27 protein-coding genes and 3 riboswitches are annotated in these 25,744 nt (G+C 42.2%); of the genes, 3 read left to right on the top strand and 24 right to left on the bottom strand.

Annotation, left to right across the window (positions count from 1 at the left end):
- Positions 1 to 38: 38 nt before the first annotated feature.
- The 15 genes from GLW00_RS04810 to GLW00_RS04745 form a co-directional block, all read right to left on the bottom strand.
- Positions 39 to 1,595, bottom strand: a complete 1,557-nt coding sequence (locus tag GLW00_RS04810; RefSeq protein ID WP_160911683.1) for a Na+/H+ antiporter NhaC family protein — start codon at positions 1,593 to 1,595, stop codon at positions 39 to 41.
- 135 nt (positions 1,596 to 1,730) lie between these two features.
- Positions 1,731 to 1,914, bottom strand: a riboswitch (Lysine riboswitch).
- A gap of 54 nt (positions 1,915 to 1,968) precedes the next feature.
- Positions 1,969 to 2,739 (bottom strand): sporulation protein YunB, encoded by a 771-nt coding sequence (gene yunB, locus GLW00_RS04805; RefSeq protein ID WP_146816690.1) that lies wholly within the window; start codon positions 2,737 to 2,739, stop codon positions 1,969 to 1,971.
- A 184-nt stretch (positions 2,740 to 2,923) separates the two neighbouring features.
- Positions 2,924 to 3,106, bottom strand: coding sequence for a hypothetical protein (locus tag GLW00_RS04800; protein ID WP_160911681.1), 183 nt, complete (start codon positions 3,104 to 3,106; stop codon positions 2,924 to 2,926).
- 58 nt (positions 3,107 to 3,164) lie between these two features.
- Positions 3,165 to 4,550 (bottom strand): bifunctional metallophosphatase/5'-nucleotidase, encoded by a 1,386-nt coding sequence (locus GLW00_RS04795; RefSeq protein ID WP_202412355.1) that lies wholly within the window; start codon positions 4,548 to 4,550, stop codon positions 3,165 to 3,167.
- Between the two features lie 11 nt (positions 4,551 to 4,561).
- Positions 4,562 to 5,374 carry a sulfite exporter TauE/SafE family protein gene (locus tag GLW00_RS04790; RefSeq protein ID WP_160911677.1) on the bottom strand — a complete coding sequence of 271 codons (813 nt, stop codon included), beginning with the start codon at positions 5,372 to 5,374 and terminating at the stop codon, positions 4,562 to 4,564.
- Between the two features lie 776 nt (positions 5,375 to 6,150).
- A complete protein-coding gene (sufB, locus tag GLW00_RS04785; RefSeq protein ID WP_146816698.1) occupies positions 6,151 to 7,548 on the bottom strand; it encodes a Fe-S cluster assembly protein SufB in 1,398 nt (465 codons plus the stop codon).
- 30 nt (positions 7,549 to 7,578) lie between these two features.
- Positions 7,579 to 8,022: a Fe-S cluster assembly sulfur transfer protein SufU gene (gene sufU, locus GLW00_RS04780; protein WP_160911676.1), complete on the bottom strand. Its 444-nt coding sequence runs from the start codon at positions 8,020 to 8,022 to the stop codon at positions 7,579 to 7,581.
- Positions 8,012 to 9,232, bottom strand: coding sequence for a cysteine desulfurase (locus tag GLW00_RS04775; RefSeq protein WP_160911674.1), 1,221 nt, complete (start codon positions 9,230 to 9,232; stop codon positions 8,012 to 8,014). The genes sufU and GLW00_RS04775 overlap by 11 nt, the downstream gene beginning before the upstream one ends.
- Positions 9,232 to 10,539: a Fe-S cluster assembly protein SufD gene (gene sufD / locus GLW00_RS04770; RefSeq protein ID WP_160911672.1), complete on the bottom strand. Its 1,308-nt coding sequence runs from the start codon at positions 10,537 to 10,539 to the stop codon at positions 9,232 to 9,234. The genes GLW00_RS04775 and sufD overlap by 1 nt, the downstream gene beginning before the upstream one ends.
- Before the next feature lie 19 nt (positions 10,540 to 10,558).
- A complete protein-coding gene (gene sufC / locus GLW00_RS04765) occupies positions 10,559 to 11,338 on the bottom strand; it encodes a Fe-S cluster assembly ATPase SufC (RefSeq protein WP_160911670.1) in 780 nt (259 codons plus the stop codon).
- A gap of 242 nt (positions 11,339 to 11,580) precedes the next feature.
- Positions 11,581 to 11,751, bottom strand: coding sequence for a YuzK family famiily protein (locus GLW00_RS20450; RefSeq protein WP_202412393.1), 171 nt, complete (start codon positions 11,749 to 11,751; stop codon positions 11,581 to 11,583).
- 196 nt (positions 11,752 to 11,947) lie between these two features.
- Positions 11,948 to 12,313, bottom strand: coding sequence for a carboxymuconolactone decarboxylase family protein (locus GLW00_RS04760; protein ID WP_160911668.1), 366 nt, complete (start codon positions 12,311 to 12,313; stop codon positions 11,948 to 11,950).
- Between the two features lie 66 nt (positions 12,314 to 12,379).
- On the bottom strand, positions 12,380 to 13,234 hold the full coding sequence (locus tag GLW00_RS04755; RefSeq protein ID WP_160911667.1) for a MetQ/NlpA family ABC transporter substrate-binding protein: 855 nt from the start codon (positions 13,232 to 13,234) through the stop codon (positions 12,380 to 12,382).
- 32 nt (positions 13,235 to 13,266) lie between these two features.
- Complete coding sequence (locus GLW00_RS04750; protein ID WP_160911665.1) at positions 13,267 to 13,935, bottom strand: methionine ABC transporter permease; 669 nt, start codon at positions 13,933 to 13,935, stop codon at positions 13,267 to 13,269.
- Complete coding sequence (locus GLW00_RS04745) at positions 13,928 to 14,953, bottom strand: methionine ABC transporter ATP-binding protein (protein WP_160911663.1); 1,026 nt, start codon at positions 14,951 to 14,953, stop codon at positions 13,928 to 13,930. Before GLW00_RS04745 ends, GLW00_RS04750 begins: the two co-directional genes overlap by 8 nt.
- Positions 14,954 to 15,035: 82 nt before the next feature.
- Positions 15,036 to 15,144, bottom strand: a riboswitch (SAM riboswitch).
- 205 nt (positions 15,145 to 15,349) lie between these two features.
- Positions 15,350 to 15,455: riboswitch (SAM riboswitch) on the bottom strand.
- Positions 15,456 to 15,545: 90 nt separating this feature from the next.
- Here GLW00_RS04745 and GLW00_RS04740 point away from each other — a divergent pair.
- Positions 15,546 to 15,968: a TlpA family protein disulfide reductase gene (locus tag GLW00_RS04740; protein WP_237417413.1), complete on the top strand. Its 423-nt coding sequence runs from the start codon at positions 15,546 to 15,548 to the stop codon at positions 15,966 to 15,968.
- 136 nt (positions 15,969 to 16,104) lie between these two features.
- On the opposite strand, the gene GLW00_RS04735 is transcribed toward GLW00_RS04740, so the two are convergent.
- From GLW00_RS04735 to GLW00_RS04700, 8 genes are all read right to left on the bottom strand, one after another.
- A complete protein-coding gene (locus tag GLW00_RS04735; protein WP_237417412.1) occupies positions 16,105 to 16,419 on the bottom strand; it encodes a thioredoxin family protein in 315 nt (104 codons plus the stop codon).
- 10 nt (positions 16,420 to 16,429) lie between these two features.
- Entirely contained in the window at positions 16,430 to 16,777 is a 348-nt protein-coding gene (locus GLW00_RS04730; RefSeq protein WP_160911659.1) for a toprim domain-containing protein, read from the bottom strand.
- A 122-nt stretch (positions 16,778 to 16,899) separates the two neighbouring features.
- Positions 16,900 to 17,283 (bottom strand): glycine cleavage system protein GcvH, encoded by a 384-nt coding sequence (gene gcvH / locus GLW00_RS04725; protein ID WP_160911657.1) that lies wholly within the window; start codon positions 17,281 to 17,283, stop codon positions 16,900 to 16,902.
- 83 nt (positions 17,284 to 17,366) lie between these two features.
- On the bottom strand, positions 17,367 to 17,726 hold the full coding sequence (locus GLW00_RS04720; RefSeq protein WP_160911655.1) for an arsenate reductase family protein: 360 nt from the start codon (positions 17,724 to 17,726) through the stop codon (positions 17,367 to 17,369).
- Positions 17,727 to 18,054: 328 nt separating this feature from the next.
- Entirely contained in the window at positions 18,055 to 19,836 is a 1,782-nt protein-coding gene (locus tag GLW00_RS04715) for an acyl-CoA dehydrogenase FadE (protein WP_160911654.1), read from the bottom strand.
- Between the two features lie 19 nt (positions 19,837 to 19,855).
- A complete protein-coding gene (locus GLW00_RS04710; RefSeq protein ID WP_160911652.1) occupies positions 19,856 to 21,031 on the bottom strand; it encodes an acetyl-CoA C-acetyltransferase in 1,176 nt (391 codons plus the stop codon).
- Positions 21,032 to 21,056: 25 nt separating this feature from the next.
- Complete coding sequence (locus GLW00_RS04705; protein WP_160911650.1) at positions 21,057 to 23,456, bottom strand: 3-hydroxyacyl-CoA dehydrogenase/enoyl-CoA hydratase family protein; 2,400 nt, start codon at positions 23,454 to 23,456, stop codon at positions 21,057 to 21,059.
- Positions 23,457 to 23,673: 217 nt separating this feature from the next.
- Complete coding sequence (locus GLW00_RS04700; protein WP_160911648.1) at positions 23,674 to 24,591, bottom strand: proline dehydrogenase family protein; 918 nt, start codon at positions 24,589 to 24,591, stop codon at positions 23,674 to 23,676.
- A 241-nt stretch (positions 24,592 to 24,832) separates the two neighbouring features.
- On the opposite strand from GLW00_RS04700, the gene GLW00_RS04695 reads away from it, so the two are divergent.
- Positions 24,833 to 25,090 (top strand): hypothetical protein, encoded by a 258-nt coding sequence (locus tag GLW00_RS04695; protein ID WP_146816734.1) that lies wholly within the window; start codon positions 24,833 to 24,835, stop codon positions 25,088 to 25,090.
- An 11-nt stretch (positions 25,091 to 25,101) separates the two neighbouring features.
- Positions 25,102 to 25,431, top strand: coding sequence for a spore coat protein (locus GLW00_RS04690; protein ID WP_146816736.1), 330 nt, complete (start codon positions 25,102 to 25,104; stop codon positions 25,429 to 25,431).
- A gap of 53 nt (positions 25,432 to 25,484) precedes the next feature.
- Here the strand turns inward: GLW00_RS04690 and copZ are convergent, their stop codons facing one another.
- Positions 25,485 to 25,691, bottom strand: a complete 207-nt coding sequence (gene copZ, locus GLW00_RS04685; RefSeq protein WP_160911647.1) for a copper chaperone CopZ — start codon at positions 25,689 to 25,691, stop codon at positions 25,485 to 25,487.
- Positions 25,692 to 25,744: the final 53 nt, after the last annotated feature.

Below are 25,744 nucleotides of genomic sequence, written 5' to 3'. Positions count from 1 at the left end.
CGTTCCCTGCTCTTCAATTAAAACAACTTTTTTTATTATTACTCCGTTGGTTGACCATGATTAAATTTGTGAATGATGAAAGCTGCAACTGTAACTATAATTAGCGTGAGCAACAGCGGAAGCCAAACTCCACCGGACAGTCCTAAAATGACATAACCTATGGAAGCAGCTCCTGCAGCGATAAGGGCATAAGGTAGCTGTGTGAGTACATGATCGATGTGGTTCGATCCTGCCCCAGTTGAGGAAAGAATCGTCGTATCGGATATCGGTGAACAGTGGTCACCAAACACAGATCCCGCAAGTACTGCTGACAGTGCCGGAAGAATCAGTGTAGGATCGGATACTGCTGCAATTTCCCCTGCAATTGGAAGCATAATGCCAAATGTTCCCCAGGATGTTCCTGTAGATAATGCCATGAAACCGGACAGTAAGAAAATAATCAAAGGCAGATAAGCAAGATTTATATCTGCTTGAGTGAACTGCTGTGCTAAATATTCTCCGGTTTGCAGCTGGCCGATGATATCACCGATCATCCAGGCGAAAACCAAGATGTAAATCGCTGGTAACATTGCTTTCATGCCTTGACCAAACACTAAAGGGGTTCCTGATTTAGGCTTTGGTTGACTGATATACAGCACAAGAGCAACCAGAACAGAAACAACTCCACCTGTGAACAAGGAGATGTTCACATTTGTGTTGGCAAAGATAGAGAGAAGGTCCACATTGCCTTCCGTGTTACGCATTCCTGTGATAATCATTGTTAGCACAGTTCCGACAACGAGTGCTACAATCGGCCAGATTAGATGAGAGATCTTCCCATGGTTATGCTCTTTGAATTCGTCATTCAAATCACCAGGTACATCCCCTTTTTCAGGATTGTTCAATTCTCCCGTTTCCAAGGCCCGCTTTTCGTGTACTTTCATTGGACCAAAATCCAATCTTAAGTAAATCGTCAGGAATACGAGCAATAGTGCTGCGAACACATATAAATTTGCAGGAATCATAAGGACGAATGCTTCAAAAGCCTGGTATTGCGTAATTTCATTAGCAGCCAGAATACTGCCAATTGTTCCAATTATATAAGCTCCCCAACTGGAAATCGGTGATATGACAGTAATCGGAGCTGACGTGGAATCAATATAATAAGCCAATTTAGCCCGTGATACTTTATATCGATCCGTTACAGGGCGCGCCACTTGTCCTACGGCCAGTGCATTGAAATAATCATCAATAAAAATGATGATGCCAAGCACAGCAGGGACGAGTGTCGCTCCTTTTCTCGTACGAATACGCTCAACAGCCCAGCGGCCAAAAGCCCTGCTTCCCCCAGAGGCTGTCATGAAGGCGGTCGTAATTCCTAATAAGAATAGAAATGATAACAAATAAATATTTCCCATATTCAGTGCGCCTTCACTGACAAAGATGTTTGCGAAAATTGACCAGATTAACGACAATCCTCCGCCAATATCCATTTGTGTGATCAGGAATGCTCCTACGATGATGCCAATTCCTAAAGATAGGATGACTTTCCTTGTCAATAGGACAAGGATTAACATTAATACTGCTGGAATTAAAGAATAGATGGTTCCTTCCATAATCGTTCCCCTCCGTAAATCTTGATGTAACGGGATTGGAAGGCTACTGCGGATAAAAATGAGGAATAAAAAAAGACAATGATAGAAAATAACCTACCATTGCCTTTGTAAGTGGCAATTTGATTATCCTCCATTTCGATCAGTAGCGCCCCATGCACCCAAAAGCATGCATGACAGTGTATCTCTTGTTCAGATATACACCAGCGTCGTATAGCTTGACGAACTACAAGACACTTCGGCAAACATCCCCTTCCACCAATTATCGTCGCTTGTCTGGCTCCAATTGATTACTGATGGTGTTTGCACCTCTACCTCACCGATCTGATAAGGTCACGCATATTCAATTCTCAGTAATTCTAACAATTCCAAGCATTTATTGCAAGGGGTCCATCGGATAGGAAAATGATGGATCTCCCTCTCCTCCCATACCACCATAAAAATTAGGAACTTTACCAAGAATGGTAGCTTGATCAATGGGAATGTTATTGGTTACCACCGTTGTTTCTGTAGAAAACGGAATAACAATACGGACATTTACTTCAAAATGAATCGTCAATTCAAACAGTGCAGCGTTAATTCCGTACTCAGTCATCTTGATATCGACTTCAGATTGAACGTCTCCAATTACTCTAAGTTGAACAGGAACCTTCGGCCCGAGGTTTGCAAGTAAACTATTGTTTGTCGCTACCCCAATAGGGAGTTCAATGAGTGTCGCTGGCTGTTCCCCTAACTCTTCCTGTGTACGGTCAGGGTCAATATTTGGCTCCAGAGAAGTATCCTCCATAGGAAGCTCGCCAAGCTCCATCCTCTTTAAAAAGTTTTGAACACGTATCGTCGTGTCACGCAGTGCACGGTTAACGACGACAGAGTTCCAACCCATATAAACGATGTTACCTTGGTTATCCTTCTCCATATTGACAAGGTCATTAAATTGTAGATCTTCTGCAATCGTTTTACTGACTGCTTCATTAATGGCATCCCTAGCCAGCTGTTGAGCTTTTGTTTCAGCAATTTCTACGAGAGCCGGTGTCACACCTCGGTTAATGAACCATAGACTTAACGCTGTGAAAAGGGCGAAAAACAGCAGACTAAGCACAATCCTTTTTCCGATCGTGGAACCAGTAGTCGCACTCTTTTTTGGCATAGAACAACCCTCCTCATCTATCTATATGAAAGAAAAGAAGGGTTTAAGCATCAACTTACCGAGGTCAGATGACAATTCGCTATCATAATATTTAATTCTTTAGACAAGTCGATGTCCCGCCCCCTTGTTCCATCTCTTTTAATTTCCCTTATTACCGGGCGATCACATAAGTATGAGTTCTGTTTTACAACGATCGCTTCACGTCCATCATCCAATTGAACAGATACCCCGTTGAGATAGACCGCAATACAACCATCCTAGGTGTAAAAGCGACACCTTGTTGGAGAAGTGCTCGACTATTTTCATTGTAAATGGTTTTAGCTAAAACAGCACCTGGTACTAGGGAATTTGTAGCAACGACTCTCATAATAAGCTCCTAACGATCCATTATGTAAGAGAGCTACCTATAAAGGTAGCTCTCAGTGTTATGATTTAAGTGCTTCAGACAAAAGATCACGCAATAGTTCAGGCATAAAGTATTTTTTTGACTTAGCATAGGCGATTTCAGGAAAGAACCGGCCAAATGTAAATGTGTCCGCTGTAGCAAATTGATAGGTCCGCTCGTAATCAATTGGTTCCCCTTCAAAGGTGACACGCTTTACATGTTCACCTCCATCATCATCTATCCCTATTTCTATCTCAATTCCCGCAAAAACCATCTTTCCGATTACTTCGCCCCTGAACCCAAAGCCTTTCAGCCTTATTTCTGTCAGTTCTTTCGTATGAGCCGCTCGAATCACTTCCAGAAGTTCATCCCCTTTCAATTCCACAAGACAGGGATTCATCGGGTGGGGACAAATACGATGAATATCTTCATAAGTAATTTCTCCAGCAGATAAATGATCTAAAAGGACCCCCGCATTTAACATCGCTATATCCGCCGATGTCCATAAGCGTAATTGCTCAGTCAAGCGGTTCATAAGAGGGGTGTCCTGAAACCATGCAATGTGGAGCGGTTCACGGAGATATGCCACGGGAGTTCCCAGTTCATGAACGGCCTTAGAACGAATCTCTTTCACTTTTTTTGTTACTCCATCATCTTTTTTCAACTGCTCCGTTGGTATAGCATAAGCCTCTTTCTTTTCCAGATGGCGAGTGTCGATGTTCCATTCCACAGAGACTTCACCGAGATGCGTCCCGTGTTTACCTGCTGCAGTCAACAAAGCGCCCTCAATATACTCCCCGTTCTTGAAAAGGTGGTGAGTGTGCCCGCCGATGATAATATCGATGTCCGAATAACGCCTCGCAATTTCTTCGTCTTCATTTATCCCAAGGTGTGATAATAAGATTATGATATCCGTTTGGTTTCTCAACTCTTCAATAATCCCATCCAAAATTTCAAAAGGAGAAAGCACATCCCATCCCAGCTGTCGGTAAAACGCTTGAAACGGGGCGGTCAAACCTAATACTCCGATTTTCGTCCCATATTTGGACTCCAGAATGTGATAGGGTTTTAACCAGGCAGGTGAAGAGGAGCTCTTACAATCCAAATTGGCACAAACGACACGAAAATTCGCATGATCGTATAAGGAATGAAGATCTTCACTCGCTAAAGTGATGCCCTCATTATTTCCGATCGTTGCCACATCATATCCAGCGTCATTCAACAGTTCAACATTGCCTTTTCCCATCAAACCTTCTGCAATAGGATGGAAACGATCAACATGGTCGCCATTATCGAAAAGCCAGCATTCTTCGCCCTTTTCTTCATGTTTCCTCTTCTGTTCATTAAAGTACCCGACGATTTGTGGCCAATTTTCAAAGTGACTGTGCAGATCGCTTGTATAGTAAAAGTATAATTTTTCCTTCATCATCAGTCTCCTCACCCTAAACCTTGCCAAATTAAACGAATGCCAATCAATACGAGCAGCACTCTCAGGAATCTTTCCACCACTTGTCCATCAAGTCGTCGATTCACCCATGCCCCAAGCGTTCCACCTAAATAAGCTCCTGGAATAAACCAGAGCGTATGACTCCATTCCACATGACCTAAAAGTACATGTGTCGCAGAACTTGTTATACTTGCAAAAAAAATCATGAACATAGAAGTTGCTGTCGCTATGTGAGGGGGAATGTTTAATAATAAAATCATGGCTGGGACCATTAAAGATCCTCCACCTATGCCTAATAAACCAGATAACATTCCTACGCAAAACGATAAGAAAAACCCAACCCAAAAAGGCATCCGGTACTTATAAACTTTCCCATCCACTGTTTTTTCTCTGGACATCCCTGTTTTAAACAAGGAATGACCTGATGGTCTTCTTGGTATGAAAAACAACAAAGAAACTGCAATCATCACAATCCCGAAGAAAAGCGAAAAACCATCCGTTTCAAAAAATTGGTTTAACCAAGATCCTAAAATACCTCCCGGAATACTGCCACTTAAAAAAACCAGTCCAATTTTTTTGTCCACTCGTTGGTGTTTCATGTAAGAAATGGCTGAAGACATTCCTGTAAAAATCATCACAACTAAAGATATTCCCACAATTGTCTGCGGGGTAACCCAATTGAAGGAAGCAAAATGATCACCTAAAAATAGGAGAACAGGAACTAAAATAACGCCTCCACCAAGACCTGCGACACTGCCGACCAGGGCTGTGATTAAACCGATAACAAACATAATCAAAAACATATCGAATCTTCCTTAACTCTTAATAGATAATATTATAGTATCATGTTTTGTATTCATAAAACATCTTGCCTACAATGGAGTACCAAACATCCCCTTTAATTATAGATAAGCTCCCTTTAGTAAGATTCAGTTTCGAGACTTTTGTTGAGTGACGGGGGCTGCGGGGAATAGCTCGCTTTCCGCGGGAGCGCGGTGAGCCTCCTCGGACTGCGTCCTGTGGGGTCTCACCAAGCACTTTTTTCCCGCAGGAGTCTCGCCATTCCCCTCCGCCCCTTTGCCAAGGAAGATTCTCGAAACCACTACTTGGAAAGTTAGCTTATATGTTTATAGGAAATGGATAATATGCACTCTATCCAGTGGACGTTTAGAAAGCGTAATTGCTTGATACAAAGCCCTTTATGCCTGCCTAGGTGGGAAGGATTAGAACCTCACTTATAAGTGTAGGGGTTCTATAATCTGCCTATCAAAATCATAAGAGCTGCCTTTTAGTGTTGGTTTCGAGAATCTATTCCATGGTAAAGGGGCGGAGGGAAACGGTGAGACTCCTATGGGACGTGTGGGACAGGTGAGACCCCGGAAGGCGTAGCCTGAGGAGGCTCACCGCCCACCCCATGGAAAGCGAACCTTTTCCCGGAGCCCTAAACTCTCACAAAAATCTCGAAACTGAGTCTTCAAGAAACCTGCCATATACTTTAATATCCATTAATCACCATCAGTTTACCAGATGACGATGAAAAAGCCGTGCAGATGATATCTGCACGGCTTTATATCTTTTATTAACCGATGGAACCTTCCATTTCAAATTTAATGAGACGGTTCATTTCTACGGCATACTCCATTGGGAGCTCTTTAGTGAACGGTTCAATGAAGCCCATGACGATCATTTCTGTAGCTTCTTCTTCAGAAAGACCACGACTCATCAGGTAGAACAACTGCTCTTCGGAGACTTTAGAAACTTTCGCTTCGTGCTCTAGAGAGATGTTCTCGTTCATGATTTCGTTATAAGGGATCGTATCGGATGTGGACTCATTATCCATGATAAGCGTATCACACTCAACATTGGAACGAGCACCTTCAGCTTTACGTCCGAATTGAACAATTCCGCGATACGTTACTTTACCACCATGTTTAGAGATGGATTTAGAAACGATTGTAGAAGATGTGTTCGGCGCAAGGTGGTGCATTTTAGCACCGGCATCCTGGTGCTGCCCTTTACCAGCGAGAGCGATGGAAAGTGTCATACCACGCGCTCCTTCACCTTTAAGAAGAACAGCAGGATACTTCATCGTCAGTTTGGAACCTAGGTTTCCATCAACCCATTCCATCGTAGCGTTTGACTCTGCAACCGCACGCTTCGTTACAAGGTTATACACGTTGTTCGCCCAGTTTTGGATCGTTGTATAACGGCAATAAGCGTTATCTTTAACGAAGATTTCTACAACGGCACTGTGCAGAGAGCTGGAAGAATAGGTTGGTGCTGTACAGCCTTCTACGTAGTGAACAGAAGATCCTTCGTCAGCAATGATCAACGTACGCTCGAATTGACCCATGTTCTCAGAGTTAATACGGAAGTATGCTTGCAAAGGCGTTTCTACTTTCGTATCTTTCGGTACATAGATGAAGGAACCTCCGGACCAAACCGCAGAGTTCAACGCTGCGAATTTGTTATCAGACGGTGGAATAACTTTACCGAAATACTCTTTGAAAAGATCTTCATTCTCTTTAAGCGCAGAGTCCGTGTCCTTGAAAATAACACCTAAATCTTCAAGGTCTTTTTCCATATTGTGATAAACGACCTCGGACTCATACTGAGCGGATACACCAGCAAGGTACTTCTGCTCGGCTTCCGGAATTCCAAGACGGTCGAATGTGTTCTTAATTTCTTCAGGGACTTCATCCCATGAACGCTCTGAACGTTCAGATGGCTTCACATAATACGTGATATCATCGAAATTAAGCTCAGATAGATCGCCGCCCCACTGAGGCATCGGCATTTTATAGAATTGTTCCAAGGATTTCAAACGGAAATCCAGCATCCATTTCGGTTCTTCTTTATAGTTGGAGATTTGTTCAACGACTTCTTTCGTCAAACCTTTTTGCGTACGGAAAATCGAAACATCTTTTTCGTGGAAACCGTATTGATACTCTCCCACTTCTGGCGCTTTTTTAGCCATGTTATATACCTCCTTTTGGTATAGAAAAGCTTAGTCTTCCTTCTCTACATCTACACCCTTTTCCATTGCTTTCCAAGCGAGCGTCGCACATTTAATACGAGCAGGGAACTTGGAAACTCCCTGCAGGGCTTCAATATCTCCAAGGTCTATATCTTCCTCGTCAATATCTTTTCCCTGCATCAGGTCAGAAAAGAGCTCAGACATCTTCAGTGCTTCGTCAACTGGCTTTCCTTTGATTGCCTGTGTCATCATGGAGGCTGAGGATAGACTGATAGAACAGCCTTCACCATCGAATTTTGCATCCTTCACAACGCCATCGTCGACCAGCAATTGCAGCTGAATGCGGTCCCCGCATGTAGGATTGTTCATATCTACAGTCATAGGGTTTCCTTCGATGGAACCACGGTTGCGCGGATTTTTATAATGATCCATGATGACTTGACGATAAAGTGTATCCAGGTTATTAAAAGACATCGCCAAAATACTCCTTTGTTGTTTTTAATCCTGCAACAAGTTTATCAATATCTTCTTCAGTATTATACAAGTAAAAGCTTGCTCTTGCCGTCGCTGAAACTTCCAGCCAACGCATCAATGGCTGAGCACAATGGTGTCCTGCACGCACAGCGATTCCCTCAGCGTCTAAAACCGTCGCAAGATCGTGAGGATGGACATCTGAGAGGTTGAAAGTAACAAGACCCGCCCGATGCTCTGGACCATAAATGGTCATGCCATCGACTTTATTCATTTCCTTCATTGCGTAGGAAGCAAGTTTTTCTTCATGCTCTTTGATTTCATCCAAACCGATATCTGTGAGGAAATCAATGGCTGCACCTAAGCCGACCGCTCCACCGATGATGGGGGTACCGCCTTCAAACTTCCAGGGCAGTTCTTTCCACGTCGAATCATAAAGGTTAACGAAATCAATCATTTCCCCACCAAACTCGACAGGCTCCATTTTTTCAAGAAGCGCCTTTTTACCGTACAGGACTCCGATTCCAGTCGGGCCACACATCTTATGCCCTGAAAACGCATAAAAATCAGCATCCAAATCTTGAACATCAATCTTCATGTGAGGAGCACTTTGCGCACCATCAACAAGCATAACAGCTCCTTGCTTATGAGCTATCTGTGCAATTTCTTTCACTGGATTGATCGTTCCAAGCACATTAGAAACATGCATGACGGCAACAATCTTGGTTTTCGATGTGACTGTCTTCTGCACATCTTCTAAAAGAATCGTGCCATCAGACTGCAATGGAATATACTTCAGAGTAGCTCCTGTTTCCTTAACAATCTGCTGCCATGGAATAATGTTACTGTGGTGTTCCATTGGAGTGATGACAACTTCATCACCTTCACTCAAATTAGCCCGGCCGTAGCTTGCTGCAACGGTATTAATCGCCGTTGTTGTCCCACGCGTAAAGATGACTTCCTGGGTACTGGACGCATGAATAAAGCGTCTTACTTTCTCCCGTGCGCCTTCATACTCGTCAGTAGCTTTCGTACCAAGCGTGTGTACACCTCTATGGACATTAGAGTTGTATCCTCGATAGTATTCATCAAGCTTTTCAATCACCTTAATCGGCTTTTGAGATGTCGCTGATGAATCCAAATACACGAGCGGATGTCCATTTACTTCCTGATGCAGAATAGGAAATTCGTCGCGTACCGCTTTTACATCCATTAATATACTTTCCTTTCAATCACTTGCTGCAACTGTCGTTTTACAGCTTCAACAGGCAATTGATTTACTACAGGAGCTAAGAATCCATGGATGATTAAACGCTCAGCTTCAAACTTGGAAATTCCACGGCTCATCAGGTAATACAATTGGATCGGATCTACACGTCCAACGGAAGCAGCGTGTCCCGCTGTTACGTCATCTTCATCAATGAGAAGGATCGGGTTCGCGTCACCGCGTGCGTCGCTGCTCAGCATAAGAACTCGTGATTCCTGTTCGGCATTAGACTTGCTTGCGCCATGTTCAATTTTACCGATTCCGTTGAAAATAGCAGATGCTTTATCCTTCATCACCCCGTGTTGAAGAATGTACCCGTCGGAGCCTTTTCCGAAGTGAGTGATGTTAGCTGTAAAGTTCTGCTTCTGTTTTCCACGTCCAATAGCAACTGTTTTCGCATTGGAGTGTGAATTATCACCAATCAAGTGTGTGATGTTTTCAGAAACCGTGTCGCCTTCGTTCATTTGTCCAAGAGCCCACTCAATGACGGAATCACGGTATGCAACTCCACGGCGATTGGCATAAACAGTTGTGCCTGCTTCAAAGTTGTCCACTGCACCGAAAGATACTTTTGCTCCATCTTTAGCGATGACTTCTGTCACGATGTTCGCGGAAGTTTTCTCTTCTTTATTGTGAGAAATATAGTTCTCTACGTATGTGACAGAACTATTCTCTTCAGCTACTACTAAGATGTGGTTGATCAAGGAAGCTTTCGGATCTTCCTGCCAGAAAATCGCTTGGATCGGATCTTCTATCTGAACGTTTTTTGGAATGTAAAGGAAAATTCCTCCGTTCATGAGAGCGGCGTGAAGAGCAGTCAAACGATGCTCATCCATGTGAACCGCATCGTTCATGTAATACTTCTCTACCAATTCACTGTGCTCTCTTAGAGCCGTCCCGATGTCTGTGAAAATAACACCTTGATCTTTCAGTTTCTGATCAATCGTTCCGTATGCCACTGTATGGTTACGCTGAATGACCAGGTTTTGCTGTTCTTTTTCTTCATCTAAGAAATCTTTGATTTCACCTGGAAGTTCATCAAGAGAATCAATGCGATCACCGGTTACATGGTGGTCGAACTCTGTGAAGTTCCATTTGGAAATATTCGTTTTATCTGGTTTCGGAAGTGGTAAAGATTCCGATTTCTCCAGGGCGCTAAGACGAAGGTTCTTCATCCATTCAGGCTCGTTCTGCCCTTGGGAGAATTGTGAGATGTACTCTTTGTCATATGGTAGTGAGACTTCTACTGTCATGATTACCCTCCTATCTTAATTACGCGTTAACGGTTTCGTCTTCGATGCCAAGTTCCTGTTTAATCCAGTCATAACCTTCCTCTTCCAGACGCTGGGAAAGTTCTGGCCCACCGGATTTGACAACACGTCCTTGCATCATAACGTGTACTTTATCAGGAGTGATGTAGTTCAATAGACGCTGGTAGTGAGTAATGATCAAGCAGCCGAAAGCGTCGTTGCGCATTTCGTTGATTCCTTTAGCAACTACTTTCAGGGCATCAATATCAAGTCCTGAATCAATTTCATCCAAAATGGCAATCGCCGGTTGGATCATCATCAATTGTAGGATTTCATTACGTTTTTTCTCACCGCCGGAGAAACCTTCATTAAGGTAACGCTGAGCCATGTTTTTATCCATATCAAGTGTGTCCATCTTCGCGTCCATCTCTTTAATAAATTTCATAAGAGAGATTTCGTCGCCTTCTTCACGGTGAGCGTTAACGGAAGAACGAAGGAAATCAGAATTTGTCACACCACTGATTTCACTAGGGTATTGCATTGCAAGGAATAGACCTGCTTGAGCTCGCTCGTCCACTTCCATTTCAAGAACGTTTTCGCCGTCAAGTAATACTTCACCTTTTGTCACTTCATATTTAGGGTGACCCATGATTGCGGAAGCCAGCGTGGATTTACCGGTTCCGTTCGGTCCCATAACAGCGTGGAATTCCCCACCGTTGATTGTTAAATTAACACCTTTAAGGATTTCCTGACCTTCAATTTCTACGTGAAGATCTTTGATTTCTAAAGTTGATCCTGCCATAAATGAATACCTCCAGTATCTATTTTTATCGAATGTCCAAGTTAATCGGAAACAAAGAACTATTCTCAATTTATTCTCATTATAATCTTATATCATTTAGTGCTTGTTATCAACTTTTTCCCATTAGTTGAAAACGTGGAAACGGACATATAACAAACAAATTTCTACAATTTTCATCTGTATTATAACATGAAAAAATCAGGTGGCTAAACACACCTGATTTTTTCATCTACTGTCATGAATTATCTATGCAATTGACGGTCGACTTGGGCAATCATTTTCTGACTCTCTTCGAATTCACGTTGGCGTTTCTCTTCTACTTTCAAGCGTGTATCCAACTTCCTGCTGTACTCCGCATAACTCATGTTATGAGACTGGTGCATGGCTTTTTCCATATCAGCAGTGTAATTCAAATTCAGATCGTCATTGATAACGAATCAATCCTTTCAGATTATTTACACAATTTAAAGTACCACAAATAATATACCCAAACAAAGCCCTTTGAAACTCTAAAATACACCAAATCAAACTCTTTTCTCTAATGTAAGCGGTTACTACGGGTGAGTGTTTAGAATACATCCGATTTTCTCGAATTTTCTAATAAGTGGATCAATTGACCGTTGACGTCAAGTCCATGTATGCATCCTGTACAAGTGTTACAGCCTGGCTCAAAGCTGCTCCTCCTCCAAATGCCGCAGCCACACCACAAGCTTCTAATATTTCCTTCTCTGTTGCTCCCTGATCGACACAGCCCTTCGTGTGGTAAATCATGCAATACACATCCTGTGCAACGATGCTGATTCCTAATGCCATCAATTGCTTATCTTTTTTAGATAATTCCCCTTCTTTAAAGCATTCTTGTGTAAATTCATCGAACTTATGAGAAACTTCCGGCATGTGCTCTCTGAAGGCTCCCATTCCTTCTTTATAATCATGTAAATACGTTTGCGTCCACGTCATATTTTGTTCCTGCATACGAAAACCTCCCAATAAAAATAAGTGACTGCGGTTAGTATAAACCGCAGCCACCCATTTTATCCGTTATTCAGCATCACTTGATACCGGCACAACAGCACCGTCATATTCTTCTTTTATGAAGTTTACGATCTCATCAGAACGAAGAACTTCTACAAGGGTATTCAATGCTTCATTGTCTTTATCTTCACTATTAGCAGCAACAACGTTTACATATGGAGAGTCAGATTCCTCGAGAATAATTGAATCTTCACTTGGAGACAAGTCAGCTTCAATCGCATAATTTGTATTAATAGCTACAAGCACGTTTTCTTCACGTTGATAAACCTGGGGAAGGTTTGCTGCATCTACACCTGTATCAAATTCGATGTTTTTAGGGTTTTCTACAATATCCTGTACCGTAGCTTCTACTTTTTCAACACTTTCATCCAATTTGATCAGCCCCTCTTTTTCTAAGAGAGAAAGAACTCGTCCGTGAGTGGATACGGAACGACTCATGACTAACGTCGTGCCCTCTTCCACATCTTCCAGGTTTTCATACTTTTGAGAATAAACTCCGATCGGCTCAATATGGATCCCGCCAAGGTTTGCAAAGTCATATCCTTTCTCTTCTTCTTGAGTCTCCATATAAGGAATCGTTTGGAAATAGTTTGCATCGATTCGACCTTCATCTAAGTCTTGGTTCGGTAAAATATAATCCTGATATTCTTCAATCTCTAATGTGATTCCTTTTTCTTCGAGCATAGGTTTTGCTTTTTCAAGAACTTCAGCGTGAGGAACACTAGTAGCTCCTACCTTAATCTCTTTGGCATCACCTTCACCTTCAGATCCTGATGAAGTTTCCTCCTCATTCGATGACCCGCAAGCTGCGAGCACTAGGATAAACAATACAGCGATTAAACTCGTCCAGATTTTTTTCATTTTTCATTCTCTCCCTTTTCTTTATTTTATCTTTATCTTTTATCCAATTTCCGTGAGATCGCATCTCCGATGAATTGGAATATAAACACAATCAAAATGATTAAAATGGTACAGATAAATACAACATCAAAATTACTTCTTTGGAAGCCGTAGAAATAAGCGAAGTCGCCAAGTCCACCTGATCCAATTGCACCTGCTACTGCGGTGTATCCAATCAATGCGATCGCTGTTACGGTAATCCCTGATATCAGAGCTGGCATCGATTCCGGAAGCAATACTTTGAAAACGATGGTCGAATACTTAGCTCCCATAGATTTTGCGGCTTCCACGACACCTTTATCGACTTCTTTCAAAGCAATTTCCACTAAACGGGCATAGAATGGAGCTCCACCAATAATTAGTGCAGGTAGCGCTGCTTGAGGCCCTCGAATAGTTCCAATCAGAAAATCAGTAAACGGGAACAACAATAAAATGAGAATGATAAAAGGAATCGCTCTAAATATGTTAACGATAGAGGCAGTGATCCAATTCAATGTTTTGTTTGCCCAAAGACCCCCAGGGCCGGTCAAATAAAGAAGTAGTCCCAATAGCAAACCTAAAACAAACGTACCCGCGACAGAAACCAGAGTCATGTAGAGGGTTTCATTTGTAGCTGTAATCATGTCTTCCATTCTTACGTTCGGGAACCATTCATTAAACATGTGGATTCACCTCCACTTCTACAGATGTTGACCCAATATAATCAATGGCACGCTCGACTTCTTTTTGATTTCCATCAAACTGTACAAACATTGTTCCATACGCACCCTTTTGCGTCTGGGTGATTTTCCCATGCAGAATGTTGACATCTACTTCAAACTTCCTGGATAAATCGCTGATGAGTGCTTGATTTGTACTATCTCCGACAAAATGAAGACGGATAATTTCTCCAGATCGGTAATTATCTTTGATCAACTGCAGGGAGGTCTCTTTTTCCGGATCTCCCATCACCTGATCCACAAACTTCTTCGTTACCGGTTTTTGAGGATGGAGAAAGACATCCAACACTTCCCCTTGCTCCACAATCTTCCCTTCTTCCATAACCGCCACCTGATGACAAATTTTGCGTATTACATGCATTTCATGTGTAATCAGAACGATTGTAAGGCCGAGTTTTTCATTAATATCCACAAGGAGATCAAGAATCGAATCAGTGGTCTCTGGGTCCAAGGCGGATGTAGCTTCATCACACAAAAGAACTTTAGGGTTGTTTGCAAGTGCTCTGGCTATCCCCACCCTCTGCTTTTGTCCGCCACTCAATTGGGATGGATAAGAACCTCCACGTCCTTTCAATCCCACCAATTCAATCAATTCATCGACTCGTTTCTGCCTTTCAGCTTTAGGGATACCGGCAATTTCCAATGGAAAAGCGATATTATCATGAACGGTTCGCGACCAAAGCAAGTTGAAATGTTGGAAGATCATTCCAATTTCTTGTCTTGCCAACCTTAATTTTCCTTTACTCAAAGAAGTGAGTTCCTGATCATCGACAAGAATGCTTCCTTCTGTGGGGTCTTCCAACCGGTTTAGTAAACGAATAAATGTACTTTTACCGGCACCGCTATAGCCGATCACCCCATAAATTTCCCCTTTGTTAATGTTAAGACTTAAGTCATCCACAGCTCGTACATCCTGATCTTTCGTGTGGAATATCTTTGATAGTCCTTTAATTGTAATCATGATGATTTCCCTCCACTTCCAAAAAAACGCCGCTCTGTTATGAGAACAGAGCGGCGTTTTTAATCATACCTAAAAATCTGTTCTCTCATCTGTCAAAGTTTTTTACTTTGCAGGAATTGGCACCTGAGCAAAATAGTTCTGCCGGTTGCCGGGCATCATCGGGCCAGTCCCTCCGCCACTCTGGATAAGAGATTTTAGTCTATTAAATTATTATTACTTTAACTCGTTTAAGTAGCACAAAGAGGATTGTAGCACCGTACGAATTTTGTGTCAACTCCAAAACAGATTGTTCAGAAAATAAAGTCGATCAATTATATACCAAAACAGCAAATATTCACGCGATTTACACAATAAAAAAATCCCTTCTTTAATAGAAGAGATTGATCGAGTTTACATTTCTCATCTATCAAAGTCAAAGACTTCGCAGGATTTAGCACCGTGCAGTCTACCTGCCGGTTGCCGGGCATCGTCGGGCCAGTCCCTCCGCCACTCTGGATAAGTGAAGATGTCGATATGAAATTAATAATTATGTTAGCATGGGACATAGATTAGCGTCAATCCATAACTTCGCCAGATACAAAGGAGAATGACATTGAGTGAACAAGCCCCTTTATTTGAACTGCCTTATATTAACAATCAATCTTCAATCTATAAACTGGAAGACGACCTAGGGAAAGTTATTGTCTTGACCTTCTGGGTCTCCTGGTGTCCAGATTGCGGGAAAGATTTACCTATGAAAGAACAACTGTTCAAAACGATGGATCATGAAAAAGTAACGATGCTGACGATCAATGTTTCTGGAAGAGAACGGAAGATAGAGGAAGGTCTCGAATTCACCGAAAAGTTTTTAACGCAGCCTACTCTTTCTGACGAAGGACGTTCCGTTTATGACATGTACAATTGTGATGGCGTTCCTTCCACCATCATCATCGATCAACAAGGTAATATCCATGCGAATTTTGGTGATCAGTCCTCCTTCTTAGATATTGTAAGCAAACTAGGAGAAATTGTATGATATTCAAGACTAGAAAAAACAGGGAAGACTCTGGAGAGTCTTCCCTGTTTTTTATTATAGAATAACTTCAAAACCATATTTAATAAGAGAAGTTTTCAATTCTACAGTAGTGGTCATTTCCTGGGAAATACATACACTATTCAACAAAACCAACGACTTTCTCATACATATAGGAGACAGATTGAAAAGCATATATCTTTTCCTCTACCTCCCCATCCCTCGTCACTAGCAGACACGGGACACTTTTAATCTTATAATACTGCATCCATTCAGGGTGCAGAGAAGCATTCATTTCCTTAAAAACTCCCCGATCAAAGACCGCTTCAAGTGTTGTAAGCATTTGACGTGCTAAATGACACGTTGCGCAAAAAGGGCTGTGAACGAAGGTGAGGGTCGTTTGTGGAGCATCAAAGTGCTTCTTTACTTCTGGTGATGTTTTTATTTCCTCCACAGCCATCCTCCTATATTAAATAAATCGATTTTACGTTGAAATGTCTACTAAGTAAGGCTCTTGCTAATTCAGCTTCCGGCGTAGCTGCTACTTCTCTGAAAGCCTTATCTATATAGATATGTTCGGCGTGAGGAAGCTCTTCCGTCAATTGTTTTCTTAATTTGTAGCCAGAGTCATCTTCGTCCACGAGAATATACACGGTCCGATCATCTAAATTGTGATCAAAAATCATTTCTTCCATCCGCTCGATTCCTAAAGTCCCATGGGTGCAGATGATTTCAATATCTTCATCAAGGACCTTGTTCAACTTCTTTTTATCCGTGATTCCTTCAACAATGACGATTCGTTCTCCATCCATCTTCATCACCTACTATATAGAAACAGACCATGCCTCTCAGGCATGGTCTGAACATGATTAAGATCAAACGTGATCATGTCAGACAAGGATTCTTAAAGCCCTGCCTGTCCAATGCACTATCCTTAGTCTTCATCAATCATTGCTTCATATTCTTCCGCAGTCATCAAATCATTGACCTTGGAGTTGTCACTTGGTTCAACAACAACCATCCAGGCTTTATCGTAAGGAGATTCATTAACAAATTCCGGACTGTCTTCCAAGTCTTCATTAACTTCGACAACCTTACCACTAAGAGGAGCATAAAGTTCAGAAACTGTCTTCACAGACTCTACACTGCCAAACGGCTCATCTGCTTCCAGCTCATCCCCGACTTCTGGAAGTTCTACGAATACGATATCTCCAAGTTCTGATTGCGCGAATTCAGTAATACCGACTCTAACTTTTTCCCCTTCTTCTTTCACCCATTCATGTTCTTCAGAATAACGCAGGTCTTTAGGTACGCTCATGTTAATTACCTCCAAAATAATAATTATAGTTCAACAACTAATATAAACATAAAAGCTATAGGCTTCTATTCCCAATAATGTGCTCACTGAGCCCAAACATTTTCAAACTCATCCTGCTTAAACCCTACGGTTGTTTTTTCACCATCAGTTAGGATAGGCCGCTTTATAAGCATTCCATCAGATGCCAACCACTCAATCATCTGTGCTTCATCTGCTTCTTTTAGCTTTTCCTTCATATTCAGTTCTCTATACTTTTTCCCACTAGTGTTAAAGAATTTCTTTGCAGGTTTGTCACTAGTAGAAATAAAGCTCTTCAACTGCTCTTCTGAAGGGGGATGATTGACAATATGTACAGATTCGTAGTCAATCCCTTCCTCATCCAACCACTTTTTAGCTTTTTTACATGTACCGCAATTTGGGTACCAATAGAAGGTTAAAGACATCTTCACACCCTCCTTCATTCTTGTTGTCTAATATTTTATCACAACGAAGGCGAAGATTTCATTTATTTCTAAGATTGTCTTCATATTCACCTCATGCTCTTCCATAATCCTCCCTTTAGTTGAAGACTCAGTTTCGAGGTGTTTGTGTGAGTTTAGGGGCTCCGGGAAAAGGTTCGTCTTGCTCCATCGTCCAGACACACGCGTCATAAGTCTCGAAACTGAGTCCTCCACAATCCTGCCATATTGTTTAAGATGAATAGAGCAAAACGAAGGCCTGCACCTTCGCGTTTCGAAAGTGCAGGCCCTGTGTGACATTCAATCTTATTTTTTAAACCGTGTACTTTTCAGCTTCAATCAATGCTTTTGCAATCTCACGCTTCTTAGGAATAACATTTGTAGGTGTATGACGTGTCAGTTTACGCATAGCACCAAGCATCATTCTTAAAGAATCCCCGGATTCCGCTGCAATCAATGTTTCTTTCGCATGTCCTTCGATTCGATTGAAGGCTTCCTGCACATACACTTGTGTATAGAGGAGTTTCTGTTTGTTCTTCTCTTCACCTGATTTATTGATTGCTTTTTCCGTACGAAGAACGGCAGATTCCATGTTATAAATCTCGCCTACTATATCCGCGATATTTACAAGAAGTTCTTGCTCATTTTCCAGTTTCTCTCCGTATTTCTGTGCGGCAAGACCAGCAGCAAGGAGACCAATCTTCTTCGCATTTTTCAATAAATATTTCTCTTGTTCCAGAACTTCCACACCCGGTTCTTCCGGCATCATCATCATAATTTCTTCTTGAAGGGCTTGTGCTTGCTGAAGGAGAGGCAACTCGCCTTTCATTGCTTTCTTCAACAGTGTACCTGGGACGATCATACGATTGATTTCGTTCGTACCTTCAAAGATTCTGTTGATGCGGGAATCACGGTACATTCTTTCTACTTCGTATTCGGCCATAAAACCGTATCCACCATGTATTTGTACAGCTTCGTCCACAGCAAAGTCCAGAAGTTCTGTTCCAAACACTTTGTTCAATGAACATTCAATTGCATATTCTGCAATGACTTTAGCAACGGCAGCGCCATCTTTCAGCTCTTCGTCAGACAATTTACCCATGCTTTGTTCGAATAAACCTACCGTACGATACACGGAGCTCTCATTTGCATAAGTGTTGGCTGCTACGGAACCGATCTTTTCCTGAATCAATGGAAAGCTTGCGATCGGAGTCTTGAACTGTTTGCGGTCCTTGGCATACTTGACCGAAAGCTCAATTGCTCGCTTAGAACCACCTACTCCACCAATCGCCAGTTTGTAGCGACCGACATTTAGAATGTTGAATGCAATGACATGCCCGCGGCCAACTTCTCCAAGAACATTCTCCACAGGGACTTCCGCATCTTCTAATATCAATGTACGAGTGGAAGAACTCTTAATTCCCATCTTTTTCTCTTCTGGACCTGTAGATACGCCTGGGTAGTCACGCTCCACTATAAACGCCGTGAACTTATCTCCATCGATCTTGGCGTATACGACGAACACATCAGCGAAGGCAGAGTTCGTAATCCACTGCTTTTCTCCATTTAATACATAATGAGTACCAGCATCATTTAACTTTGCTGTCGTTTTTGCTCCAAGAGCATCGGATCCTGAACCTGGCTCTGTTAAAGCATACGCAGCAATTTTCTCCCCTGTAGCAAGCAATGGAAGGTATTTTTGTTTCTGTTCTTCATTACCGAAGAAAACAATCGGTAGAGAGCCGATGCCCACGTGAGCACCATGGGTAACGGAAAAGCCTCCAGCACGGGAAAACTTTTCAGTAATCAATGAAGAGCTGATCTTATCTAACTGAAGTCCACCGTACTCTTCAGGTACATCAGCACCTAACAATCCCAACTCTCCCGCTTGCTTCAAAAGGGCTACGGAATGTTCAAATTCGTGGTTTTCAAGGTTGTCAATTTTTGGAACAACCTCGCCAAGAACAAAATCTTCCGCTGTTTTAGCAATCATTAAATGTTCATCTGTAAAATCTTCCGGTGTAATCACATCTTCTGCTGCCAAATCTTCGACAATGAATCCTCCGCCTTTAATCATCTCTTTCAAATCGCTCATCTTTCTGTTCCTCCCCGAGTTAAATTAATTCAAATACTCCAGCGGCTCCCATACCGCCACCAATACACATAGTCACAACACCGAATTGCTCATTCCGTCGTTTCATTTCATGGATCAAACTTAATGTAAGCTTTGTTCCTGTACATCCCAGCGGGTGACCCAAAGCGATCGCCCCACCGTTTACGTTTACTTTATCTTCATCTAATCCAAGTTCACGAATGACGCGAAGGGATTGAGATGCAAAGGCCTCATTCAATTCAAAGAGACCGATGTCGGATAAAGAAAGACCAGCCATCCGCAAAGCCTTTGGTACAGCTTCAATCGGTCCAACTCCCATGATCTCCGGCTCGACTCCGGCTACTGCGAAGGAGCGGAATTTGACTAGAGGTGTAAGACCCTCAGCTTCTGCTTTTTCGCGGTCCATAACCATAACAGCTGCTGCACCGTCACTCATCTGTGAAGAGTTTCCCGCTGTTACAGAACCTGTTGTTGAGAACGCCGGCTTCAACTTGCCAAGTACATCTTGTGTAGTACCCGCGCGAACTCCTTCATCCATAGAGAAGAAGCTTTTTCTTTCTTTTACTTTATTGTCTTCTCCAAGCTCACGGTTCGTCACTTCAACTGGAACGATTTCATCCTCAAATTTCCCTTCCTGAATCGCTCTCGCTGCACGTTCATGACTCTGTACCGCAAATGCATCCTGATCTGCTCTTGATATTTCAAAACGATTCGCCACTTCTTCAGCGGTATGCCCCATAGACATATAATACTCAGGAGCATTCTCGACCAATTGAATATTCGGCTTAATCACGTGACCTCCCATAGGGATGAGGCTCATAGACTCCGCACCACCTGCAATGGCTGTGTCACTGTGACCAAGCATGATTTTTTCTGCGGCATAAGCGATACTCTGCAAACCAGAGGAACAATATCGGTTAACTGTAATCGCCGGCACTTTATGATGAAGTCCGGCAAGGCCTGCGATATTCCTCGCCATGTTCATTCCTTGTTCTGCTTCAGGCATCGCACATCCAATGATGACATCATCGATGTTGCCCTCATAATTGTTGGCTCTTTTCAATGTTTCCCTAATTGTCAAAGCGGCCAGATCATCGGGACGTGTATGTGCAAGTGACCCTTTCTTCGCCCGACCGACTGGTGTACGAGCTCCTGATACGATAACTGCTTCTTTCACGGCTCTTCCCCCTCTTTTTATTAACTTAATTACGTAGCGGCTTGCCTTTCATAAGCATGTGCTGCATACGAGCTTGAGACTTCGGCTCCCCTACAAGACTTAAAAAGGCTTCACGTTCCAGATCTAATAGATACTGCTCATCTACGAGCGTTCCCTCTTTCAACTTTCCGCCTGATAGAACAAAAGCTAGTTTTTCTGCAATTTTAAGATCATGTTCACTGGCATATCCACTTAGCGCTAGTGATTTGGCACCTAGAAGCATTGTGGCATAGCCCTGCTCACCAACTACCGGTATTTTCGTACGTTTAGGTGCCTGGTAGCCTGACCTCGCCAGCCCGAGCACTTTTTGTTTCGCATCATGGAGGAGATGGTCGCCGTTGACACTAATGGCATCCTGCTGGTCTAAGAAACCATTCTCTTTCGCTTCCTCTCCTGAAGTAGAGACTTTAGCCATAGCTATTTTTTCAAACACACTGTTGGCAACCTTCTGCAGATCAAAATCAATGCCATTAGGTATGTTTCTTAAGTGCTTCATGTAGAGTTCTTTATTTCCACCACCACCAGGAATTAGACCGACACCAGCTTCCACGAGACCCATATAGGTTTCCTGTGAAGCCTGGATAGCATCAGCAGGCAGACAAACTTCCGCTCCCCCGCCAAGAGTCATTCCAAATGGCGCTGCAACAACAGGCTTATCTGAATATTTCATTTTCATCATACTGTCCTGGAAACTCTTTACGACCATTTCGATTTCAAAGAAGTTGTAATCCTGCGCTTCCATGAGAATCATTCCAAGGTTGGCACCAACACAGAAGTTTTTTGCCTGGTTGCCGATGACAAGGCCTTCGAAGTTCTCATCTACATGATCAACCGCAAAATTGATCATCTGAATAATATCAAGTCCAATGGCATTGCTTCTGGAATGAAACTCCAAACCAGCGACCCCATCGCCAAGATCAATTAAACTGGCACCAGCATTTTTCTTTATGACTTCACGCTCTTCTTTCAGGCGTTTAAGGTTGATGACTTTTTCATTAAAGGACTGCTGTTTGTATTCTCCTTCATGATAGAAGTAAACGTTTCCATTTTCCTTCTTATAAAATGTTTCGATTCCATCATCCAGCATCTTCTCTACCCACGTTGGAATCGTCTCTCCTTCTTTCTTCATACGCTCCACAGATGCTTTAAGGCCGATACTGTCCCACATTTCAAATGGACCAAGTTCCCAGCCGAATCCCCAGCGCATAGCTTCATCAATAGACGGTACATCATCAGCAATTTCACCATACAATTCTGCTGAATAGAGAAGGACTGGTTTTACAACGGACCACACTAAGTCGCCAGCACGGTCACCTTCTGCATGTACGAGCGTTTTCAATTTTCGCTGTGGACCTTTTTCCTGTTTCGCCATTTCAGTGGCTTTGGTCTTCAACTTGCCACGTTTTTCGTATTCAAGGGTTTCAGGGTTAAGCTGCAGGATTTCACTTCCCTTTTCGCCTTTCTGCTTAAGGAAGAAACCTTGCCCACTCTTCGATCCCAGCCAACCTTTATCAAGCATTTCTTTCATGAAGGAAGGAATTTCGAAAGCTTTTTTCTCTTTTCCTTCTACTTGGTCGTACACATTGTTGGCTACATGGATGAACGTATCTAAACCAACAACATCAAGCGTACGGAAGGTTGCGCTTTTTGGCCTTCCTATCATCGGTCCGGTGACTGAATCCACTTCACCGACGGAGTATCCTTTTTCAAGCATTTGCTGAACGGTCACTAATAGACCGTACGTTCCAATTCGGTTAGCAATGAAGTTAGGCGTGTCTTTCGCTTCAACAACACCTTTGCCAAGAACATCTTCTCCAAACTCTTTCATGAATTGAAGCACATCTGGACTTGTATGCTTCGTAGGAATCACTTCTAATAACTTCAAATAACGTGGCGGGTTGAAGAAGTGTGTACCTAGGAAATGAGATTTAAAATCCTCACTGCAATCTTCGGACATGGCTTCAATTGAAATTCCAGAAGTATTGGAACTGACAAACGAGCCTTTCTTACGGTGACGGTCTACGTCAGCTAATACTTTTTTCTTGATATCAAGGTTCTCCACGACTACTTCAATGACCCAGTCGACTTCTGATAAACGTTCCATATCATCTGTGAAGTTTCCGACTTCAATTAGATTAAGATTTTGTTTACTTGTTAGTGGTGAAGGTTTTTGTTTAAGCAGTCCTTTTTTATTTTCAGCAGCAATCCGGTTTCTCACGGCTGGATCTTCCAGCGTAAGCCCCTTTTTTGCCTCTGCATCAGTTAGTTCGCGAGGGGCGATATCCATCATCAATGTAGGAATACCTACATTCGCTAAATGGGCGGCGATTCCTGCGCCCATTACTCCAGATCCAAGGACGGCTGCCCGCTTGATTTTGTGATTCATTACATTTCCCCCTATCTCATTTGAATGAATGCTCATTCATTTTAAAGCCAAAAAAATAAGTACGGCTAATTCGTATCTATGTATAATATAAAATATTTTCAGACATTTCGCAATCCTTTTCTCCATAATTCTGTAAAATCTTCTCTTGAAATTCATTTGTTCCTGTATTTTATGCACAACCTCATAAAAGGATGCCCGCAAATATGCGGGCATCGAATTACTTTCCAAATACACCTTTTAGTACAAAGGCGACGTTCGCCGGTCTCTCAGCGAGCCTTCTCATAAAATACCCATACCAGTCATTTCCATAAGGAACATACACTCGCATTTTATACCCTTCTTTTACTAACTCTTCCTGTCTTTCCACTCTGATTCCATAGAGCATTTGAAATTCAAATTGTTCTTTTGAGATATCCTTTTCTTCTACAAGCGATTTCGTGTATTCGATCATTCGATCATCATGACTGGCCACAGCTGTGTAGTTCCCGTTCAGCAAATGAATCCGGATGATCTTCTTCAAATTCTCATCTACGTCTTTCTTCTCGGGAAAAGCGACTTTCGGTGACTCTTTATAAGCGCCTTTAACTAGTCGTAGATTCGGATGGTATTTGTCGAGTTCTTTTATATCATCAACGGTTCGGTATAAATATGACTGTAATACGGTTCCTATATGCTCATAATCCTCTCGCAGCTTTTTGAAGATTTCAAGTGTCTTTTCACATCTTTCATAATCCTCCATGTCTATGGTAACAAACACATCTTTTTCTTCAGCGACATCCAGAATCCTGCGCATATTCTCCATCACAAGGTCTTCCGATATATCAAGACCCATAGAAGTTAATTTTAAAGAAAGCTGTGAATCCAACTGATGGTCGGCAATTGCCTCGATTGCTTTTATACAGCCTTCCGCTGCTTCCCGTGCTTCGGATTCACTATCAATAAATTCCCCTAGATGGTCAATGGTTACAGCCATCCCCTTTTCGTTCAATTCTTTGATTGTTTTAACCGCATCCGGTACAGTTTCTCCCGCTACAAACTTCCCTGCCCCAAAGCGAAGTCCATATTTCTTTGCCAACTTGGTAAAAAAGCGGTTTTTTGATAAAAAAAGAAAAAAGTTTCTGAGTATACGTTCCATTCTCCAACCCCCTAAACCTTGTTCCCGTTTACAAAATCCGTTCTGATTTTTCTGTCATGTAATCGTTAACATACTACTATTTTATCATTTATTAGATGGAATGGGTAAAAATTATGTTTCCTTCGACAAACCCCCACCTTTTTCCACAAGTTATGACTACTAGTGGCTACTGTAATGATTTTTCTTATAGAAATGGCGATGAAGGTCATAATAAAAAATGAAAAAAGAAGGAGGAAACGTGATGCAACAACAAAATCAATCCATGCAGCAGTCCCAGCCCATGTCTCAAGTACCTAATATCGTGAGTACAAAAGATCAGCTTTATCTAGCTGACATGCTGTCCTGGAATTTGAATGCCTGTAAAAAAGCTCATTTCTTTGCACAAAATTGTCAAACACCAGAAATACAGGCCGCTTTAGAAGAGGCTGGCCAAATGCACCAGCGCCACTATGATAAGCTGCTTAATCATTTGAATTCTCAATCCCAAACAACCAACTGAGGAGGTATATCATGAATCAGACTCAAAAGATACAGAACCCTGAAACAAATGTTCCTAAAACTCCACAAATGAATGAGAGAGATTTTGTTAATGATCAGCTGACAACTGAAAAGTATATGACCGCTTCTTATAACATCGCCTTAAACGAAGCTAGCAATCAAAACCTTTATCAGGATCTTGCTACGATTTTCAAGGAAACCCAGGACTGCCAACGCAACTTATACAATCTCATGTTTAAAAATGGGTGGTATGCACTTGAACAGGCAGAGAAGCAGAAAATCGATCAGACGTATCAACAATTCACAGGTTATAAGACCCAATTGCCTTACAATGTCCAATAATTTTTAACGATCACAGAGCTAAAAAAGAAGCCCGTTTCCGGGCTTCTTTTTGTTTATCCTACAGGTTCATACCCTTGAGCCTCTACGGCTTCTTTCATCATTTTCTTACTTACAAAAGCTTCATCGTACGTGATGTTTACATTCCCGCTGTCCAGATCAACTTCTACACCATGTACCCCTTCCAATTCTTGAAGAGCGCCCTTTACGGATTGCTCGCAGTGATTACACGTCATTCCATTTACTTCTAATGTCATTTCCATAATTTCACAACCTTTCTCAAACTTAGCTCTTGGTAAACTATTCCACAAAAGAT

The organism is Halobacillus litoralis (assembly GCF_009856445.1).
GTDB classification, from domain to species: domain Bacteria; phylum Bacillota; class Bacilli; order Bacillales; family Halobacillaceae; genus Halobacillus; species Halobacillus litoralis.
Note: the sequence above shows the minus strand (reverse complement) of the source record. Positions and strands in the feature narration are given on the sequence as shown.

Coding starts and splice junctions, on each gene's coding strand:
- gcvH (WP_160911657.1), bottom strand. CDS start 17,283: ATGAGCGTACCTAAAGACCTGCGTTATTCTGAAGAACATGAATGGGTG.
- sufC (WP_160911670.1), bottom strand. CDS start 11,338: ATGGCAGGATCAACTTTAGAAATCAAAGATCTTCACGTAGAAATTGAA.
- GLW00_RS04755 (WP_160911667.1), bottom strand. CDS start 13,234: ATGAAAAAAATCTGGACGAGTTTAATCGCTGTATTGTTTATCCTAGTG.
- yunB (WP_146816690.1), bottom strand. CDS start 2,739: ATGCCAAAAAAGAGTGCGACTACTGGTTCCACGATCGGAAAAAGGATT.
- GLW00_RS04700 (WP_160911648.1), bottom strand. CDS start 24,591: ATGGAACGTATACTCAGAAACTTTTTTCTTTTTTTATCAAAAAACCGC.
- sufD (WP_160911672.1), bottom strand. CDS start 10,539: ATGACAGTAGAAGTCTCACTACCATATGACAAAGAGTACATCTCACAA.
- GLW00_RS04705 (WP_160911650.1), bottom strand. CDS start 23,456: ATGAATCACAAAATCAAGCGGGCAGCCGTCCTTGGATCTGGAGTAATG.
- GLW00_RS04810 (WP_160911683.1), bottom strand. CDS start 1,595: ATGGAAGGAACCATCTATTCTTTAATTCCAGCAGTATTAATGTTAATC.
- GLW00_RS04695 (WP_146816734.1), top strand. CDS start 24,833: ATGCAACAACAAAATCAATCCATGCAGCAGTCCCAGCCCATGTCTCAA.
- GLW00_RS04720 (WP_160911655.1), bottom strand. CDS start 17,726: ATGTCTTTAACCTTCTATTGGTACCCAAATTGCGGTACATGTAAAAAA.
- GLW00_RS04745 (WP_160911663.1), bottom strand. CDS start 14,953: ATGATTACAATTAAAGGACTATCAAAGATATTCCACACGAAAGATCAG.
- GLW00_RS04790 (WP_160911677.1), bottom strand. CDS start 5,374: ATGTTTTTGATTATGTTTGTTATCGGTTTAATCACAGCCCTGGTCGGC.
- GLW00_RS04730 (WP_160911659.1), bottom strand. CDS start 16,777: ATGGATGGAGAACGAATCGTCATTGTTGAAGGAATCACGGATAAAAAG.
- GLW00_RS04690 (WP_146816736.1), top strand. CDS start 25,102: ATGAATCAGACTCAAAAGATACAGAACCCTGAAACAAATGTTCCTAAA.
- GLW00_RS04800 (WP_160911681.1), bottom strand. CDS start 3,106: ATGAGAGTCGTTGCTACAAATTCCCTAGTACCAGGTGCTGTTTTAGCT.
- GLW00_RS04715 (WP_160911654.1), bottom strand. CDS start 19,836: ATGAGCGATTTGAAAGAGATGATTAAAGGCGGAGGATTCATTGTCGAA.
- sufU (WP_160911676.1), bottom strand. CDS start 8,022: ATGTCTTTTAATAACCTGGATACACTTTATCGTCAAGTCATCATGGAT.
- GLW00_RS04775 (WP_160911674.1), bottom strand. CDS start 9,232: ATGGATGTAAAAGCGGTACGCGACGAATTTCCTATTCTGCATCAGGAA.
- GLW00_RS04750 (WP_160911665.1), bottom strand. CDS start 13,935: ATGTTTAATGAATGGTTCCCGAACGTAAGAATGGAAGACATGATTACA.
- sufB (WP_146816698.1), bottom strand. CDS start 7,548: ATGGCTAAAAAAGCGCCAGAAGTGGGAGAGTATCAATACGGTTTCCAC.
- GLW00_RS04795 (WP_202412355.1), bottom strand. CDS start 4,550: ATGAAGGAAAAATTATACTTTTACTATACAAGCGATCTGCACAGTCAC.
- copZ (WP_160911647.1), bottom strand. CDS start 25,691: ATGGAAATGACATTAGAAGTAAATGGAATGACGTGTAATCACTGCGAG.
- GLW00_RS04760 (WP_160911668.1), bottom strand. CDS start 12,313: ATGCAGGAACAAAATATGACGTGGACGCAAACGTATTTACATGATTAT.